Annotated in this window: 14 protein-coding genes, 1 tRNA gene and 1 pseudogene; 6 read left to right on the top strand and 10 right to left on the bottom strand. The window is 62.9% G+C overall.

Going from position 1 to position 14,528, the window contains the following annotated elements; all coding sequences use genetic code 11:
• Both IG169_RS18550 and IG169_RS18545 read left to right on the top strand, forming a co-directional pair.
• A pseudogene (locus IG169_RS18550) lies at positions 1–364 on the top strand (heavy metal translocating P-type ATPase); the annotation flags it as partial.
• Positions 361–1,062 (top strand): VIT1/CCC1 transporter family protein, encoded by a 702-nt coding sequence (locus IG169_RS18545; RefSeq protein ID WP_193177725.1) that lies wholly within the window; start codon positions 361–363, stop codon positions 1,060–1,062. The pseudogene IG169_RS18550 and the gene IG169_RS18545, both read left to right, overlap by 4 nt.
• Positions 1,063–1,483: 421 nt before the next feature.
• Here IG169_RS18545 and IG169_RS18540 read toward each other — a convergent pair.
• Positions 1,484–1,559, bottom strand: a tRNA-Thr gene (locus IG169_RS18540).
• A 101-nt stretch (positions 1,560–1,660) separates the two neighbouring features.
• Here IG169_RS18540 and IG169_RS18535 point away from each other — a divergent pair.
• Positions 1,661–2,428 (top strand): NAD kinase, encoded by a 768-nt coding sequence (locus IG169_RS18535; protein WP_193177722.1) that lies wholly within the window; start codon positions 1,661–1,663, stop codon positions 2,426–2,428.
• A 55-nt stretch (positions 2,429–2,483) separates the two neighbouring features.
• Here the strand turns inward: IG169_RS18535 and IG169_RS18530 are convergent, their stop codons facing one another.
• Positions 2,484–2,900 carry a fasciclin domain-containing protein gene (locus IG169_RS18530; protein WP_428982267.1) on the bottom strand — a complete coding sequence of 139 codons (417 nt, stop codon included), beginning with the start codon at positions 2,898–2,900 and terminating at the stop codon, positions 2,484–2,486.
• A 325-nt stretch (positions 2,901–3,225) separates the two neighbouring features.
• Between IG169_RS18530 and IG169_RS18525 the strand changes: the two genes are divergently transcribed.
• Complete coding sequence (locus IG169_RS18525) at positions 3,226–4,689, top strand: DEAD/DEAH box helicase (protein WP_193177719.1); 1,464 nt, start codon at positions 3,226–3,228, stop codon at positions 4,687–4,689.
• 74 nt (positions 4,690–4,763) lie between these two features.
• On the opposite strand, the gene sufA is transcribed toward IG169_RS18525, so the two are convergent.
• The 7 genes from sufA to IG169_RS18490 all read right to left on the bottom strand — a co-directional run bounded on the left by sufA (position 4,764) and on the right by IG169_RS18490 (position 11,820).
• Positions 4,764–5,141 carry a Fe-S cluster assembly scaffold SufA gene (gene sufA, locus IG169_RS18520; protein ID WP_193177717.1) on the bottom strand — a complete coding sequence of 126 codons (378 nt, stop codon included), beginning with the start codon at positions 5,139–5,141 and terminating at the stop codon, positions 4,764–4,766.
• 69 nt (positions 5,142–5,210) lie between these two features.
• Complete coding sequence (locus IG169_RS18515; protein ID WP_428982266.1) at positions 5,211–5,576, bottom strand: SUF system Fe-S cluster assembly protein; 366 nt, start codon at positions 5,574–5,576, stop codon at positions 5,211–5,213.
• 52 nt (positions 5,577–5,628) lie between these two features.
• A complete protein-coding gene (locus IG169_RS18510) occupies positions 5,629–6,864 on the bottom strand; it encodes a cysteine desulfurase (RefSeq protein WP_193177714.1) in 1,236 nt (411 codons plus the stop codon).
• A 2-nt stretch (positions 6,865–6,866) separates the two neighbouring features.
• A complete protein-coding gene (gene sufD / locus IG169_RS18505) occupies positions 6,867–8,138 on the bottom strand; it encodes a Fe-S cluster assembly protein SufD (protein ID WP_193177712.1) in 1,272 nt (423 codons plus the stop codon).
• 23 nt (positions 8,139–8,161) lie between these two features.
• On the bottom strand, positions 8,162–8,917 hold the full coding sequence (gene sufC / locus IG169_RS18500; protein WP_193177711.1) for a Fe-S cluster assembly ATPase SufC: 756 nt from the start codon (positions 8,915–8,917) through the stop codon (positions 8,162–8,164).
• A 114-nt stretch (positions 8,918–9,031) separates the two neighbouring features.
• The gene (gene sufB / locus IG169_RS18495) at positions 9,032–10,501 is read right to left on the bottom strand and encodes a Fe-S cluster assembly protein SufB (RefSeq protein ID WP_193177710.1); all 1,470 of its coding nucleotides are present in this window, start codon (positions 10,499–10,501) and stop codon (positions 9,032–9,034) included.
• A 143-nt stretch (positions 10,502–10,644) separates the two neighbouring features.
• Positions 10,645–11,820, bottom strand: coding sequence for a cysteine desulfurase family protein (locus IG169_RS18490; RefSeq protein WP_193177709.1), 1,176 nt, complete (start codon positions 11,818–11,820; stop codon positions 10,645–10,647).
• Between the two features lie 193 nt (positions 11,821–12,013).
• Between IG169_RS18490 and IG169_RS18485 the strand changes: the two genes are divergently transcribed.
• Positions 12,014–12,688, top strand: a complete 675-nt coding sequence (locus IG169_RS18485) for an alpha/beta hydrolase (RefSeq protein WP_193177708.1) — start codon at positions 12,014–12,016, stop codon at positions 12,686–12,688.
• A 19-nt stretch (positions 12,689–12,707) separates the two neighbouring features.
• A complete protein-coding gene (locus IG169_RS18480) occupies positions 12,708–13,352 on the top strand; it encodes an FMN-binding negative transcriptional regulator (RefSeq protein WP_193177707.1) in 645 nt (214 codons plus the stop codon).
• Here the strand turns inward: IG169_RS18480 and IG169_RS18475 are convergent.
• Entirely contained in the window at positions 13,349–14,470 is a 1,122-nt protein-coding gene (locus tag IG169_RS18475) for an anhydro-N-acetylmuramic acid kinase (RefSeq protein WP_193177706.1), read from the bottom strand. The genes IG169_RS18480 and IG169_RS18475 overlap by 4 nt on opposite strands.
• Positions 14,471–14,528 lie beyond the last annotated feature (58 nt).

Here is a 14,528-nt window from a genome sequence, read left to right as displayed (position 1 = left end):
GGCCGATGTCGGGGTCGCGATGGGTGCACGTGGCGCCGCCGCCTCGGCCGAGGCGGCCGACGTCGTGCTCCTCGTCGACCGGATCGACAGACTTGGTCCGGGAATCGAGATAGCGCGGGCCTCGCGCCGGATCGCCGTCGAAAGCGTCGTTGCGGGGATCGGCCTGTCTGTCATAGGCATGATTGCCGCCGCCTATGGCTATCTCACGCCGGTGCAGGGCGCGATCCTGCAAGAGGTGATCGATGTCGCCGTGATCCTGAACGCCCTGCGTGCCCTGCGCATCGCGCCCCATGAACCTGCCACATCGAAACCGCAGTCTGTCTCCTCCGGGCAGGCCGACATCCCCGAAGGAGCGACGCCTTGAGCCGCCTCTCGCATTCAGAAATTCACATGGTGCATCGCATCGGCTGGCTACGGGCAGCCGTTCTCGGAGCCAACGACGGTCTCGTTTCGACCTCGAGCCTCGTCGTCGGGGTCGCAGCGGCGGGGTCCGGAAAGCCTGAAGTGTTGATCGCGGGGCTTGCCGGGCTTGTAGCGGGAGCGATGTCCATGGCAGCGGGCGAATACGTCTCAGTCAGTTCGCAGACAGATGCAGAACGGGCGGACATTGCCCGCGAGACCCGCGAACTCGCGGGAACGCCTGAGGCAGAACTCGAGGAACTGACCCGGATCTATGTCGACCGGGGGCTCGACCGCGACCTGGCCGAGAAGGTGGCCATCCAACTGACCGAACGCGACGCGCTCCGAACGCATGCCCGCGACGAACTCGGCATCTCCGAGACCGTGACGGCCCGCCCGATCCAGGCAGCGTTGGTTTCGGCGCTCACCTTCGCCGTCGGCGCAGTGGTTCCGCTGATCGTCGCGCTGCTCGTGCCAGAAAGCAGAATCGCGCTTCTGGTGGCGGCATCGACGATCCTTGGTCTCGCGGTTCTCGGTGGACTGGGCGCCTCCGCCGGCGGCGCCGGCGTCATACGTGGCGCGACGAGGGTCACCCTTTGGGGAGCACTCGCGATGGCCGCGACAGCGGCGGTCGGGGCGCTGTTCGGGGTCACCGTGGGGTAGCAATGCTTGGGTCGCTGAGTGGAGAACGTTGGATCCCAAGCCCTTCCCCTCCACCGATTGAGTGACCGTATTAGGTCTGCTTTCTCAACTTCTTCGTTGAAAAGCGGGCGGTCCGCCCATGGCCCCATTTCAGACATAGGTCGCGCCGCAAAAGGCGCTTATTCGGGGGTCAAAAGCGGGCTCTTTTCCGCCCAAGCGTGAGTGTTCGCTCCGTGCCAGAAGCGGTCACCCAAGCCACTGATGAGATGTCGAAAATCCGCCTCAATACGGACGCCACTCCTATCAAACATTTGGTCCGAATCAGCGCGGCGACGGAGATAGCCAAAATCGAGCAATCTAATCGACGGCGCAATTTGTGCTGAACCCTGTTACCTAAACTGCCAATCTCGAACATGAGATTTGGCTAACATATTGAAAAGATTGGTGCCCCCGCACGGACTCGAACCGCGGACCCTCTGATTACAAATCAGATGCTCTACCAACTGAGCTACAAGGGCATTCGCTGCCGGATAGCATATACACATAAGCTGTAAAGAGACTATTTCACAACGCTGTGCTAAGCGCATCGCGATAATTTGAACGGAAGCCAATTCGCCAGATGATTACCGACTCCCTCGCCTTCCTGTCGTCGGATACGCCCGAGTCCCGTGAATCGGCAGCGCTCCTGTCGGCACTCTATGGCCAGGAGGCCATCGAGGAGGCCGAAACCATTGTCGCGCTCGGCGGCGACGGCTTCATGCTGCAGACGCTGCATCGCTTCATGAATACCGGCAAGCGCATCTACGGCATGAACCGCGGCTCGGTCGGCTTCCTGATGAACGATTTCCGCGAGGAAGGCCTGCGCGAACGCATCGCCGCGGCCATCCCGGAAACGATCCGGCCGCTGCGCATGCGCACCGAAGACATGGACGGCGAAGTCACCGAAGCCTTCGCCATCAACGAGGTGTCGCTGTTTCGCCAATCCTATCAGGCGGCCAAGATCGCCATCCATGTCGATGGCAAGGAGCGGCTTGCCGAACTGATTTGCGACGGCATCATGCTGGCGACGCCGGCCGGCTCGACCGCCTACAACCTGTCCGCGCAAGGCCCGATCATCCCGATTGACGCGCCGCTCCTGGCGCTGACGCCTGTGAGTCCATTCCGTCCGCGGCGCTGGCGCGGCGCGCTGTTGCCGAACCAGGTCGCCGTGACATTCACCGTGCTGGAACCGGCAAAACGGCCGGTGAACGCGGTCGCCGACCACTCGGAAGTCAAGTCGGTGCGCCGGGTGGAAATCAGCGAGGCGCGCGACGCCACCGCGACCATCCTCTTCGACGCCAGCCATTCCTGGGACGAACGCATTCTCGCCGAGCAGTTCCGCTACTGACGAAAAACCCGGCGGATTGCTCCGCCGGGTCTTGTACAGGCGTTGCCGCCAGCCGTCAGAGCACGCCGTCCGGCACGATCACCTTGTCGATGACATGAATGACACCGTTCGACGTCTCTATGTCGGCCGTCGTGATCTTGGCGTCGTTGACCATCGCGCCGTTGTCCAGATCGATCTTCACCTCCTGGCCTTCCACCGTCGCGACCATGGCGTCGTCCGTGAGATCCGACGACATCACCTTGCCGGGCACGACGTGATAGGTCAGCACCGCAACGAGCTTGTCCTTGTTTTCGGGCTTGAGGAGTTCGTCGACGGTTCCGCCAAGCGCGGCGAAAGCCTCGTCGGTCGGCGCAAAGACCGTGAACGGGCCCTCGCCCTTCAGCGTCTCGACCAGCCCGGCCGCCTGCACGGCGGCGACCAGCGTCTCGAAATCGGCGTTACCCGCGGCCGTGTCGACGATATCCTTATCCATCGCCTGCGATGCGCCGGCCGACAGCGCCAGAATGACGGCGGACGCGAATGCGGACTTTAGGTAGTTCATGCTTGCCTCCTTGTTTTCGATGCCTCGTGACATCACATGTGTTTACGAAGCGAACCCGCGTCCGGTTTGCCGATCGCTGGAAAGACAGGCGGCCCGCCTTTTCCTCCAATGCGGTTGGAAGTCACAATTCGGGCGCTAAACGCGGGAATTCCGGGCTTTCTGTTGACTTTGAGGCCACAACGGCCTAGGCCCGGCTCGAGTGTGCGGTCGATATCGCGCATAAATCCGTTTTCGACATGCGAAGCGTGGAAATCCTTTGACATTATTTTCTGATCTCGGACTTTCCGAAAAAGTCCTGAAGGCCGTTGAGGCGGCCGGTTATACCGAACCAACTCCGATCCAGGAGCAGGCGATTCCTCACGCGCTGGCCGGCAAGGACGTGCTCGGCATCGCCCAGACGGGAACCGGCAAGACGGCCGGCTTCGTTCTGCCGATGATCACGCGCCTCGAGCGCGGACGCGCCCGCGCCCGTATGCCGCGCACACTCATCCTCGAGCCGACCCGCGAACTGGCCGCACAGGTCGAGGAAAACTTCAACAAATACGGCGTCAATCACAAGCTGACCGTCGCCCTGCTGATCGGCGGCGTCTCCTTCGAGGAACAGGATCGCAAGCTGCAGCGCGGCGTCGACGTGCTGATCGCCACGCCCGGCCGCCTGCTCGATCACTCCGAGCGCGGCAAGCTGCTGCTGACCGGCGTCGAGGTTCTCGTCATCGACGAGGCCGACCGCATGCTCGACATGGGTTTCATCCCGGATATCGAGCGGATCGTGAAGCTCATTCCGTTCACCCGCCAGACGCTGTTCTTCTCGGCGACCATGCCGCCGGAAATTACCCGGCTCGCCGATCAGTTCCTGCATTCGCCGGTGCGCGTGGAAGTATCCCGCGCCGCCTCGACGGCGACGACTGTCACGCAGCGCCTCGTCGGCGTGTCGAAAAAGGATTTCGAGAAGCGTGCCGCCCTGCGCGACCTGATCCGCAGCCAGGAAAACCTGAAGAACGGCATCATCTTCTGCAACCGCAAGCGCGACGTCGCCGAGCTGTTCCGCTCGCTCGACCGGCACGGTTTCTCGGTCGGCGCGCTGCATGGCGACATGGACCAGCGCTCGCGCACCAACATGCTGGCCGGCTTCAAGGACAACCAGATCCAGTTGCTCGTCGCTTCGGATGTCGCGGCGCGCGGTCTCGATATCCCCGATGTCAGCCACGTGTTCAATTTCGATGTCCCGATCCATGCGGAAGACTATGTCCACCGCATCGGCCGGACAGGCCGCGCCGGCCGCGAAGGCGCCGCCTTCACGCTGGTTTCGAAGCCCGAGATGAAGCATCTCGAAGCCATCGAGAAGCTGATCACGAACGAAATCGAATGGCTGTCTCCGATCCCGGAAAACGGCGCTGCCGATGAAGACGACAGCGATACGCGGCGCCGCCGCAGGGACAAGGGCGAGAAGCGCCCGAGGCGCGGCAGGGACCGCGACGAAAAGCGCGAAGCCAAGGCGGACACGCCCGCCGCGCCCGAGGCCGAGGCGGAAGAAGCCCCGATCGAGACTGCTCCGCAGGAGCGCAAGCGCCGCGAGAAACCAGAACAGAAAAACGAAGCGAAGCCCGAACCGAGACGCGAGCGCAAGGACAACAAGGACCGCAAGCGCCGCGGCGAGGACGGTCCGGTGCCTGTCGGTTTCGGCGAGGACATTCCCGCCTTCATGCAGAACGGCCAATAACCGCTTCGACCACGACACGAAAAAGCGCGCGGAAAACCGCGCGCTTTTTTTGTCGGTGCCCGTGAAATTTTCGGCTAGAGCGCGCCGCGCGCCTCGGCCAGTTCCTTGAGGTCGGCAGGCTTCAGCTCAACCGATTCGCCGCAGCCGCAGGCCGACGACTGGTTCGGATTGTTGAAGACAAAACCGGTGCGCAGTTTCGTCACCTCAAAATCCATCTGCGTGCCGAGCAGGTAGAGCATCGCCGCCGGATCGATCCACAAATGCGCGCCGTCATGCTCGATATGGTCGTCCTTCGGATCGGGTTCGGTGACGAGGTCGACGGTATATTCCATCCCCGCGCAGCCGCCCTTCTTGATACCGACGCGCACGCCCCTGGCGCCATCGCGCGAAGCGACGATCTCCTTGACCCGGTCGGCCGCGGTATCCGTCATGGTCATGATGGCAAATGGCATGGATCTGAATCCTTGTCTGCTTTTACCTGAATCTAGTGACCTTGGGTCACCACTGCAACCGGAGGCCGGTCAGTACCAGCCGACGGCGATCTGCGCTTCCTCGGACATGCGGTCCGGCGTCCATGGCGGATCGAAGACCATCGACACCTCGACATCCATCACGCCCTCGACGGTCCGCACCGCGTTTTCCACCCAGCCCGGCATTTCGCCGGCGACCGGGCAGCCCGGCGCCGTCAGCGTCATGTCGATCTTCACCGTGCGGTCGTCCTCGATATCGACCTTGTAGATCAGGCCGAGTTCGTAGATGTCGGCCGGGATTTCCGGATCGTAGACGGTTTTCAACGCCGCAACGATATCGTCGGTCATGCGCGCCAGTTCCTCGCGCGGAAGCGACGATTCCACCGGCGCGTCGCCGCCGGCAGGCATTTCCGTCATCGTTTCGGCCTGTTCGCCCGGATTGTGCTGTTCGTCGGTCATGAGATCCTCGTTATCCGAAGAAGGTCCGCGCCTTTTCGAGCGCCTCGGCAAGGCTGTCGACTTCGCCCCGCGTATTATACATGGCGAAGGATGCCCGGCATGTCGATGTCACGCCGAACCGCTGCAACAGCGGCTGAGCGCAATGGGTTCCGGCCCGAACCGCCACGCCGGCACGGTCGATCAGCATCGACACGTCATGCGCGTGGATGCCTTCCATCTCGAACGACACGATGGCGCCCTTGCCCGGCGCATCGCCGATGATGCGCAGCGAATTGATCCGGCCGAGTTGTTCATGCGCATAGGCCTTGAGATCGGCCTCGTGCGCGGCGATCGCCTCGCGGCCGATCTTGTCCATGTAGTCAAGCGCGTGGCCGAGCCCGATCGCCTGCACGATCGGCGGCGTGCCGGCCTCGAAACGGTGCGGCGGTTCGTTGTAGGTGACATCGTCCATCGTCACCTCCTCGATCATTTCCCCGCCACCCTGGAACGGGCGCATCGCCTTCAGCATTGCCGACTTGCCGTAAAGGACGCCGATACCTGTCGGCCCGTAGACCTTGTGCCCGGTGAAAACATACCAGTCGCAGTCGATGTCCTGCACGTCGACGCTCGTATGCACGGCGCCCTGGCTGCCGTCGACCAGGACAGGAATGCCGCGCGCATGCGCGATCCGGCAGATATCCTTCACCGGCACCACCGAGCCGAGCACGTTCGACATATGCGTGATGGCGACGAGCTTGGTGCGTTCCGTCAGGCACGCCTCGAAGGCGTCGAGATCGAAGGCTCCGTCGTCGCCGACCGGTGCCCAGACCAGCTTCGCGCCCTGGCGTTCCCGGATGAAATGCCACGGTACGATATTGGAGTGGTGCTCCATGATCGAGACGACGATCTCGTCGCCCTCGCCGATATTCGGCATCCCCCAGCCATAGGCGACGGTGTTGATCGCTTCCGTCGCCGACTTGGTGAAGACGATCTCGTCGACCGATCCGGCATTCAGGAAACGGCGGACTTTCTCGCGCGCATTCTCGTAGGCGTCCGTCGCCGCATTGGAGAGAAAGTGCAGGCCGCGATGCACATTGGCATATTCGTTTTCATAGACATATTTCACCGCGTCGATGACTTGGCGCGGCTTCTGCGCCGAGGCGCCATTGTCGAGATAGACGAGCGGCTTGCCATGGACCTGCCGCGACAGGATCGGGAAATCCGCGCGGATCGCTTCGATATCGTAGCCTGGTGTCTTCACATCCATGATCAGCCGTGTGCCTCGAGCCAGGCGTCGATGCGCGTTTCCAGCGCCTCGACAAGCTTTTCATTGTCCAGTTCCTCCACGATCTCGGCAACGAAGGCCTTGATCAGCAGACCGCGCGCGGTCTTCTCGCTGATGCCGCGCGCCATCAGGTAGAACAGGTGATTGTGGTCGATTTCCGTAACCGTCGCGCCATGCGCGCAGATCACGTCGTCGGCGAAGATTTCGAGTTCCGGCTTGGTCGAAAAGCCCGCATCGTCGGACAGCAGCAGCGTGTTGCACGCCATCTGCGCGTCTGTTTTCTGGGCGATCCGGTCGACGTTGATCTGGCCCTGGAAGACGCCTTGCGCCTTGCCGGTCACGACGCTGCGCACGGTCTCTGTCGATGTCGTGTGCGGCACCAGATGGCCGAGCGACAGCGTGACATCGCAATGCGTATCGCCGCCGATCAGGTTGACCGTCCGGAACGTGAGCTCCGCGCCCTCGCCCAGCACGTCGGCATTGATTTCCTGGCGCACCAGCTTGCCGGACAGGTTGGCGATGAAGAGCGTCAGCTTGGCGCCTTCGTCCATCGTCACGTTCATCTGGCCGAGATGGGTGGCGGCCGCGCCGTCCTCCTGGACCGTGATCCAGGTGACCTGCGCGTCCTTGCGCAGTTTCAGTTCCGTGACATTGGTCGTGAGTGCCGGATTGTCGTTGCCGGCGTGGCGGTCGATGACCGTCAGCTTCGCACCGGCGTCGATCGTCACGACGTTGCGCGTGTGCACCTGGCCGCCGCCATGCAGCGACTGCAGTTCCACCGGCCGCGCGATCTCCGCGCCTTCCTGCGCCGTGATGACGAAACCGTCGGTTACGAAGGCGGCGTTGATCAGTCCGGTGGCGTCATGCGCGCCGTGATCGCCCAGCGACACGCCCGAAACGTCCGCGCGCAGCGCACTCGCCAGCGAACCGGCGGAAATCCCCTCGACGGAGCCTTCCTCCGCGATCTTCCCGTTCTTCAACACAAACCGTGTTGCGCTGTCGACCAGGCTGTCGAGATCGTCAACGATCGCGACCGGGTCGTGGGCCGGAACATTCGACAGGAGCCGGCGCAGGTCGGTGTAGTGCCAGGCCTCGACGCGGCGCGTCGGCAGCCCGTTCACCTTGATCGCCTCCACCGCGCGGTCGCGATGTGTGACGACGTCGGCGTTGCCCGGCAGCGAACTGAACTGCTGCCCGAACTGCTCGACAAGCGCGGTTTCCGCTGCCGTCAGCGGCAGTTTAGACTGGACATTCATGTCTTCGTCTCCTTCTGCGCGTCTCAGGCGGCCTCGTTGATGATGTCGGCATAGCCGTGGGCTTCAAGCTCATGCGCCAGCGACTTGTCGCCGGTCTTGACGATACGGCCCTTCGACAGGACGTGGACCGTGTCGGGAACGATGTAGTCGAGCAGGCGCTGATAGTGCGTGATGACGATAGTCGCGCGGTCCGGTGACCGCAGCGAATTGACGCCGTCTGCGACGATCTTGAGCGCATCGATATCGAGGCCGGAATCGGTCTCGTCGAGGACGCAGAGCTTCGGCGCCAGCAGTTTCATCTGCAGGATTTCGGCGCGCTTCTTCTCGCCGCCGGAGAACCCGACATTGAGCGGACGCTTCAGCATCTCCATGGAGATTTCGAGGCTGCCGGCGGCTTCCTTGACGAGACGGATGAAATCCGGCGTCGTCAGCTCGGCCTCGCCGCGCGCCTTGCGCTGCTCGTTCATCGCGACCTTCAGGAACTGCATCGTCGCGACGCCCGGAATTTCCATCGGGTACTGGAAGGCGAGGAAGAGACCTGCCGCGGCGCGCTCGGCCGGATCCATCTCCAGAATGCTCTCGCCATTGTAGAGAATGTCGCCCTCGGTGACCTCGTAATCGTCGCGCCCGGCGAGGATGTAGGACAGCGTCGATTTCCCCGAGCCGTTCGGCCCCATGATCGCTGCGACTTCGCCCGCCTTCACGGTCAGGTCGAGGCCACGGATGATTTCGGTGCCGTCCTCGGCGATGCGTGCATGCAGGTTCTTGATTTCCAGCATTTTTCTGTCCCGTTTCAGTCTTTCGGCGCCAGTCGGATTGCCTGAAGCGCATGTCGATCATGTTTCTTGTTTTCAGGGCCTCGAGCCGGGATACGGTCGCGGACCCGGCCGTCGTCAGCCGACGCTGCCTTCGAGCGAGATGCCGATCAGCTTCTGCGCCTCGACGGCGAATTCCATCGGCAGTTCCTGGATGACTTCCTTGACGAACCCGTTGACGATCAGCGCGATGGCTTCTTCCTCGGGGATGCCGCGCTGCATGCAGTAGAACAGCTGGTCCTCGGAGATCTTCGAGGTCGTCGCCTCGTGCTCGAACTGCGCTGTCGCGTTGTTCGCCTCGATATAGGGCACGGTATGCGCGCCGCAGTCGTTGCCGATCAGCAGCGAGTCGCACTGCGTGAAATTGCGAGCGTTCTCCGCCTTGCGGTGCGCCGAGACGCGGCCGCGATAGGTATTGTTCGAGCGGCCCGCGGAGATGCCCTTGGAGATGACGCGGCTCGACGTGTTCTTGCCGAGATGGATCATCTTCGTGCCGCTGTCGATCTGCTGCGCGCCGTTCGACACCGCGATCGAGTAGAACTCGCCGCGCGAATTGTCGCCGCGCAGGATGCAGGACGGATATTTCCAGGTGATCGCCGAACCGGTCTCGACCTGGGTCCATGAGATCTTGGAATTCTTGCCGCGGCAGTCGCCGCGCTTGGTGACGAAATTGTAGATGCCGCCCTTGCCTTCGGCGTCGCCCGGATACCAGTTCTGCACCGTCGAATACTTGATCTCCGCATCGTCCAGCGCGATCAGCTCGACCACGGCCGCGTGAAGCTGGTTCTCGTCGCGCTGCGGCGCCGTGCAGCCTTCCAGATAGGAGACATAGGCGCCTTCCTCGGCGATGATCAGCGTGCGCTCGAACTGGCCGGTATTCTTCTCGTTGATGCGGAAATAGGTCGACAGTTCCATCGGGCAGCGAACGCCCTTCGGCACATAGACGAACGAGCCGTCGGTGAAGACCGCGCAATTTAGCGCCGCATAATAATTGTCTGACACCGGAACCACCGAGGCGAGATACTTCTTCACCAGATCGGGATGCTCGCGGATTGCTTCGGAGATCGACATGAAGATGACGCCGGCCTTCGACAATTCCGCCTTGAAGGTCGTGACGACCGAGACGGAATCGAACACCGCGTCAACGGCGACCCTGCGTTCCTTGACGCCGGCGAGGATTTCCTGTTCGGCGAGCGGAATGCCGAGTTTCTCGTAGGTCCGCAGCAATTCCGGATCGACCTCGTCGATCGTGCGCGGGCCGCCCGTGTTCTTCGGCGCCGAATAGAAGTAAATGTCGTTGAAGTCGATCTTCGGATACTCGACGCGCGCCCAGGTCGGCACTTCCATCGTCAGCCAGCGGCGATAGGCGTCGAGACGCCATTCCAGCATCCAGTCCGGTTCGCTCTTCTTCGCCGAGATGAACCGGATGATGTCTTCGTTGAGACCCTTCGGGGCCTTGTCGGATTCGATGATGGTTTCGAAGCCGTATTTGTACTGGTCGACGTCAATCTTGCGAACCTGATCAATCGTTTCCTGTACAGCGGGCATAACCGTCTCCGTTCTTCCGTCGTCTGTCCGGCCTCCGCCGGATCGTCCGTCCTATCAACTGAAATAGGTGATAAGCCAGTTTTGAAAAGTTCTAAAGAGAAAAAATATGACTTTCTGACATATGTTTTATCAGAGCCGGTTTCTCAAGCCTTTTCGAGACGATTTTTCGGCCTTGCCCGCGCGACGATTTTCTCCAGTTCCGCCCGGAACCGGTCTGTCGCGGAAATTCCGGTCTCCAGGCCGAACGATACGCGGATCGCGCCCTCCTCCGCCTTGGCGCCCATCGCGGTGAGGACATGGCTCTTGCCAACCTTGCCCGACGAGCAGGCCGAACCCGACGACACGGCGATACCGGCGAGGTCGAAGGCGATCTGCGCCGTCTCGGCCTTTACGCCAGGAATCGTGAAGAACAGCGTGTTGGCAAGCCGCTCCACATCGCAGCCGTGGATGACTGCATCCGGCGCGACGTCGAGAATGGCGCTCTCGAATGCGTCGCGCACCGCCGCGCACTCGCCGAACCGCGCGAGATTGTGCAAAGCCGCTTCGGCCGCCGCGCCGAAACCGGCGATATTCGCCACCGCCTCGGTGCCGCCGCGATGCCCGCGCTCCTGTCCGCCGCCGGAAATCAGCGGCATCGGCATCATCAGGTCGGAGTGGGCGACAACGGTTCCGGCGCCTTTCGGTCCGCCGATCTTGTGCGACGACAAGATAAAAAAGTCTCCACAACCATTTGATATATCTATGGGAATACGCCCGAGGGCTTGCACGGCATCGACAACCAGCACTCCGCCCTGCTTCTTGACCAGAGCCGCAATGTCGCGAATCGGCTGGATCACCCCGGTCTCGTTGTTGGCCCAGTGCACCGCGACAAGCGGCAGCCCGGCGCCCTTGTCGTGGCCGGCCAGCGCCTTCTCCAGGGCATCGAGATCGAGCAGCCCCGATCCGGTTACCGGCAACCGGACGACATTCTCCGGCGCGAACCGCCCGCCAGCCAGCACGCAGGGATGGTCGGCGGCGCAGACATACAGCTTCGAAAAGACAAGTGGCGAACGGCCGAAGGAATAATGCGGCGTCAGCAGCGTCGCCGCCGCCTCCGTGGCGCCGGACGTGAAGACGACATGGTCCGGTTTTGTGTTGACCAGCGCGGCGACGGAACGGCGCGCCTTCTGCACGATCGCCTTTGCGGCACGGCCCGCCTGATGCACCGAGGATGGATTGGCGTCGATGTCGAGAGCGGCCAGCATGGCGGCCCGCGCCTCGTCAAGAAGCGGCGCCGAGGCGTTATAATCCAGGTATATGGCCTGTCTTCCAGTCACCATGATCCAAAAAGACGATCAATTTCCTTGAATTCTCGGGTCCAAACGCCTTAAGACAGCGGCCTTGCGATACAAGTCGCAACGAGTTTTGAACCATTCAACATTGTCATAGTGATGCCGTTCTCCACCGTCAACCGACCCGAAATGCGCGCCGCTCGCGTCCGGGCTGCGCGGCTCACGCTACTACGGAGCACACATGCCTGAGGTGATTTTTACCGGCCCCGCTGGCCGGCTCGAGGGCCGCTACCAGCCCTCGACGGAGAAGAACGCGCCGATCGCGATGGTTCTTCATCCCCATCCGCAGTTCGGCGGCACGATGAACAACCAGATCGTCTACAACCTGTTTTACATGTTCCAGAAACGCGGCTTTACGACCCTGCGGTTCAATTTCCGCAGCATCGGCCGCAGCCAGGGCGAATTCGACCATGGCGCCGGCGAGTTGTCCGATGCCGCCGCAGCGCTCGACTGGGTGCAGTCGCTGCATCCCGATTCCAAGTCATGCTGGATCGCCGGCTATTCCTTCGGCGCCTGGATCGGCATGCAGCTCCTGATGCGCCGCCCGGAAATCGAGGGCTTCATCTCGATCGCGCCGCAGCCCAACACCTACGACTTCTCCTTCCTGGCGCCCTGCCCCTCCTCCGGACTGATCATCCACGGTTCCGAAGACAAGGTCGCGCCGCCGAAAGACGTCCAGGGCCTTGTCGACAAACTGCACACGCAAAAAGGCATCCTGATCACGCAAAAGACGCTCGAGGGCGCCAATCACTTCTTCACGGACCACATGGAAACCCTGATGGCCGAGTGCTCCGACTATCTCGACGCGCGTCTGCGCGGCGAGCTCGTTCCCGAGACGGTCAAACGGATCCGGTAGGCGCGAGAGGCCTCCGCGCATGTATCAGCCGCCGCACTTCCGCGAGACCCGCGCCGGGGTCATGCATGCGCTGATCCGCGCGCATCCCCTCGGCCTGCTGATATGCAACGGCGACGACGGCCCGCTGGCCAATCCGCTGCCCTTCCTGCTGGATTCGCCGGACGGAGAGACGGCTGTGCTGCGCGGGCATCTGTCCAGGGCAAACCCCGCATGGCGGGTCATGCAACGGCGGCCGGACAGTCCCGTGCTCGTCGTGTTCCAGGGCCCGCAGGCCTATGTGACGCCATCCTGGTACGAGACCAAGAAACAGACCGGCAAGGTCGTGCCGACCTGGAACTATGTCATCGTGCAGGCGCGTGGCCGGGCGACGATCGTTGAGGATACGGACTGGCTGCGCTCCCAGATCGGCGAATTGACCGACCGGCACGAAGCGGGCCGCGACGACACATGGAAGGTGGATGACGCGCCGGACGAATTCGTGCGAGCGCAAATCCGCGGCATCGTGGGATTGCGCATCGAAATCGCCGAACTGGATGGCAAGTGGAAGGTCAGCCAGAACCGCCCCGCCGCCGACCGCGCGGGCGTCGCCACCGGCTATGGCGCGGAAGGGAACGCCAGCATGGAAGCGCTCGTGCGCGCCTATGGCGACCTCGGCGAAACCTAGTCCGCAGGCAGCGCCAGAACGCCTCCGCTGACGGCCTTGTCGCATCCCGTTGTCGTCGGAAAGGTAAGCGGCAGACCTTTCATCGCCCGCACGGCCAGATAGGCCCACGCTTCCGCCTCCATCATGTCCGCGTTGAAGCCTGCCTCGCCGGCGGTAACAACCTTGCCCTGGTCGCCGACAGCCCGGCGGATCGCGTCCATGATCGCGTCATTGCGGGCGCCGCCACCCGATATGATCCAGAGGCCGGGCGACGCAGCTATCTTCTCCGCCGACTTGGCGATGGCCGCCGCCGTCAAGGCAGAAAGCGTCGCCGCACCGTCGGACAGGTCCATGCCGTCCATGAATTCGAGCGTGAAATCGCCGCGGTCGAGCGATTTCGGCCCGTCCTTGGCGAAGAACGGATTGGCCAGGTAGCGCGAGACCACCGCCATGTCTGCCGTTCCCTCCCCGGCGATCCGCCCGCCGTCGTCATAGGGAATGCCGGCGGTTATCTCGACCCACTGGTCGATCAGCGCGTTGCCGGGGCCACTGTCAAAGGCGATCGGCGGGCGGCCTGCCGCCACGAAGGTCACGTTGGATATCCCGCCGATATTGACGAAGGCGACCGGATCGAAGCCCGGCTCCAGCGCCGCCGGCAGGTCCGTTGCCAGCGCCGCGTGATAGGCCGGCACCAGCGGCGCGCCCTGCCCGCCATGGACCATGTCATTGGCGCGCATGTCGAAGACGACCGGAATGCCGGTCTCGCGCGCCAGGAGAGCGCCGTCGCCGATCTGTACCGTCAGCGCCTTTTCGGGCCTGTGCAGCACGGTCTGGCCATGAAATCCGATCAGGTCGATGCTCTCGCGGGAAATGCCGTGCGCGCCCAGAAACCGCCGCACCGCGTCGCCATGGCGAAGTGTCAGGTCGCGCTCGAGTTCCGCCAAAGTACCGGGCCTGTCGTCGCGCCGCGAAATCGCCTGCGCCTCCCCCAGACCCGCCTCGATCTTGCGCCGGAAGGCGGGATCGTAGGGCACTTCGAGCCACGGCCCGCGGCTGTCGGCGCGGATGCCGTCGGTCTCGACCAGCGCGACATCGATTCCGTCCATGGAGGTGCCGCTCATCAGCCCGATCGCCCGCATTCCCGGCTTCTCCTTGTCCCTCTTCGTCGTTTAGTGTTAAAGCCGCGCCGCGCCGATT

This window comes from Oricola nitratireducens, from assembly GCF_014904745.1.
Lineage (GTDB): Bacteria > Pseudomonadota > Alphaproteobacteria > Rhizobiales > Rhizobiaceae > Oricola > Oricola nitratireducens.
Note: the sequence above shows the minus strand (reverse complement) of the source record. Positions and strands in the feature narration are given on the sequence as shown.

Bases quoted from the DNA above. Each gene is read 5' to 3' on its own strand.
- IG169_RS18530 (WP_428982267.1), bottom strand. From the start codon at position 2,900: ATGGATAAGGATATCGTCGACACGGCCGCGGGTAACGCCGATTTCGAG.
- IG169_RS18475 (WP_193177706.1), bottom strand. From the start codon at position 14,470: ATGCGGGCGATCGGGCTGATGAGCGGCACCTCCATGGACGGAATCGAT.
- IG169_RS18510 (WP_193177714.1), bottom strand. From the start codon at position 6,864: ATGGATGTGAAGACACCAGGCTACGATATCGAAGCGATCCGCGCGGAT.
- IG169_RS18485 (WP_193177708.1), top strand. From the start codon at position 12,014: ATGCCTGAGGTGATTTTTACCGGCCCCGCTGGCCGGCTCGAGGGCCGC.
- IG169_RS18490 (WP_193177709.1), bottom strand. From the start codon at position 11,820: ATGGTGACTGGAAGACAGGCCATATACCTGGATTATAACGCCTCGGCG.
- sufB (WP_193177710.1), bottom strand. From the start codon at position 10,501: ATGCCCGCTGTACAGGAAACGATTGATCAGGTTCGCAAGATTGACGTC.
- IG169_RS18515 (WP_428982266.1), bottom strand. From the start codon at position 5,576: ATGACGGAAATGCCTGCCGGCGGCGACGCGCCGGTGGAATCGTCGCTT.
- IG169_RS18480 (WP_193177707.1), top strand. From the start codon at position 12,708: ATGTATCAGCCGCCGCACTTCCGCGAGACCCGCGCCGGGGTCATGCAT.
- sufC (WP_193177711.1), bottom strand. From the start codon at position 8,917: ATGCTGGAAATCAAGAACCTGCATGCACGCATCGCCGAGGACGGCACC.
- sufA (WP_193177717.1), bottom strand. From the start codon at position 5,141: ATGCCATTTGCCATCATGACCATGACGGATACCGCGGCCGACCGGGTC.
- sufD (WP_193177712.1), bottom strand. From the start codon at position 8,138: ATGAATGTCCAGTCTAAACTGCCGCTGACGGCAGCGGAAACCGCGCTT.
- IG169_RS18535 (WP_193177722.1), top strand. From the start codon at position 1,661: ATGATTACCGACTCCCTCGCCTTCCTGTCGTCGGATACGCCCGAGTCC.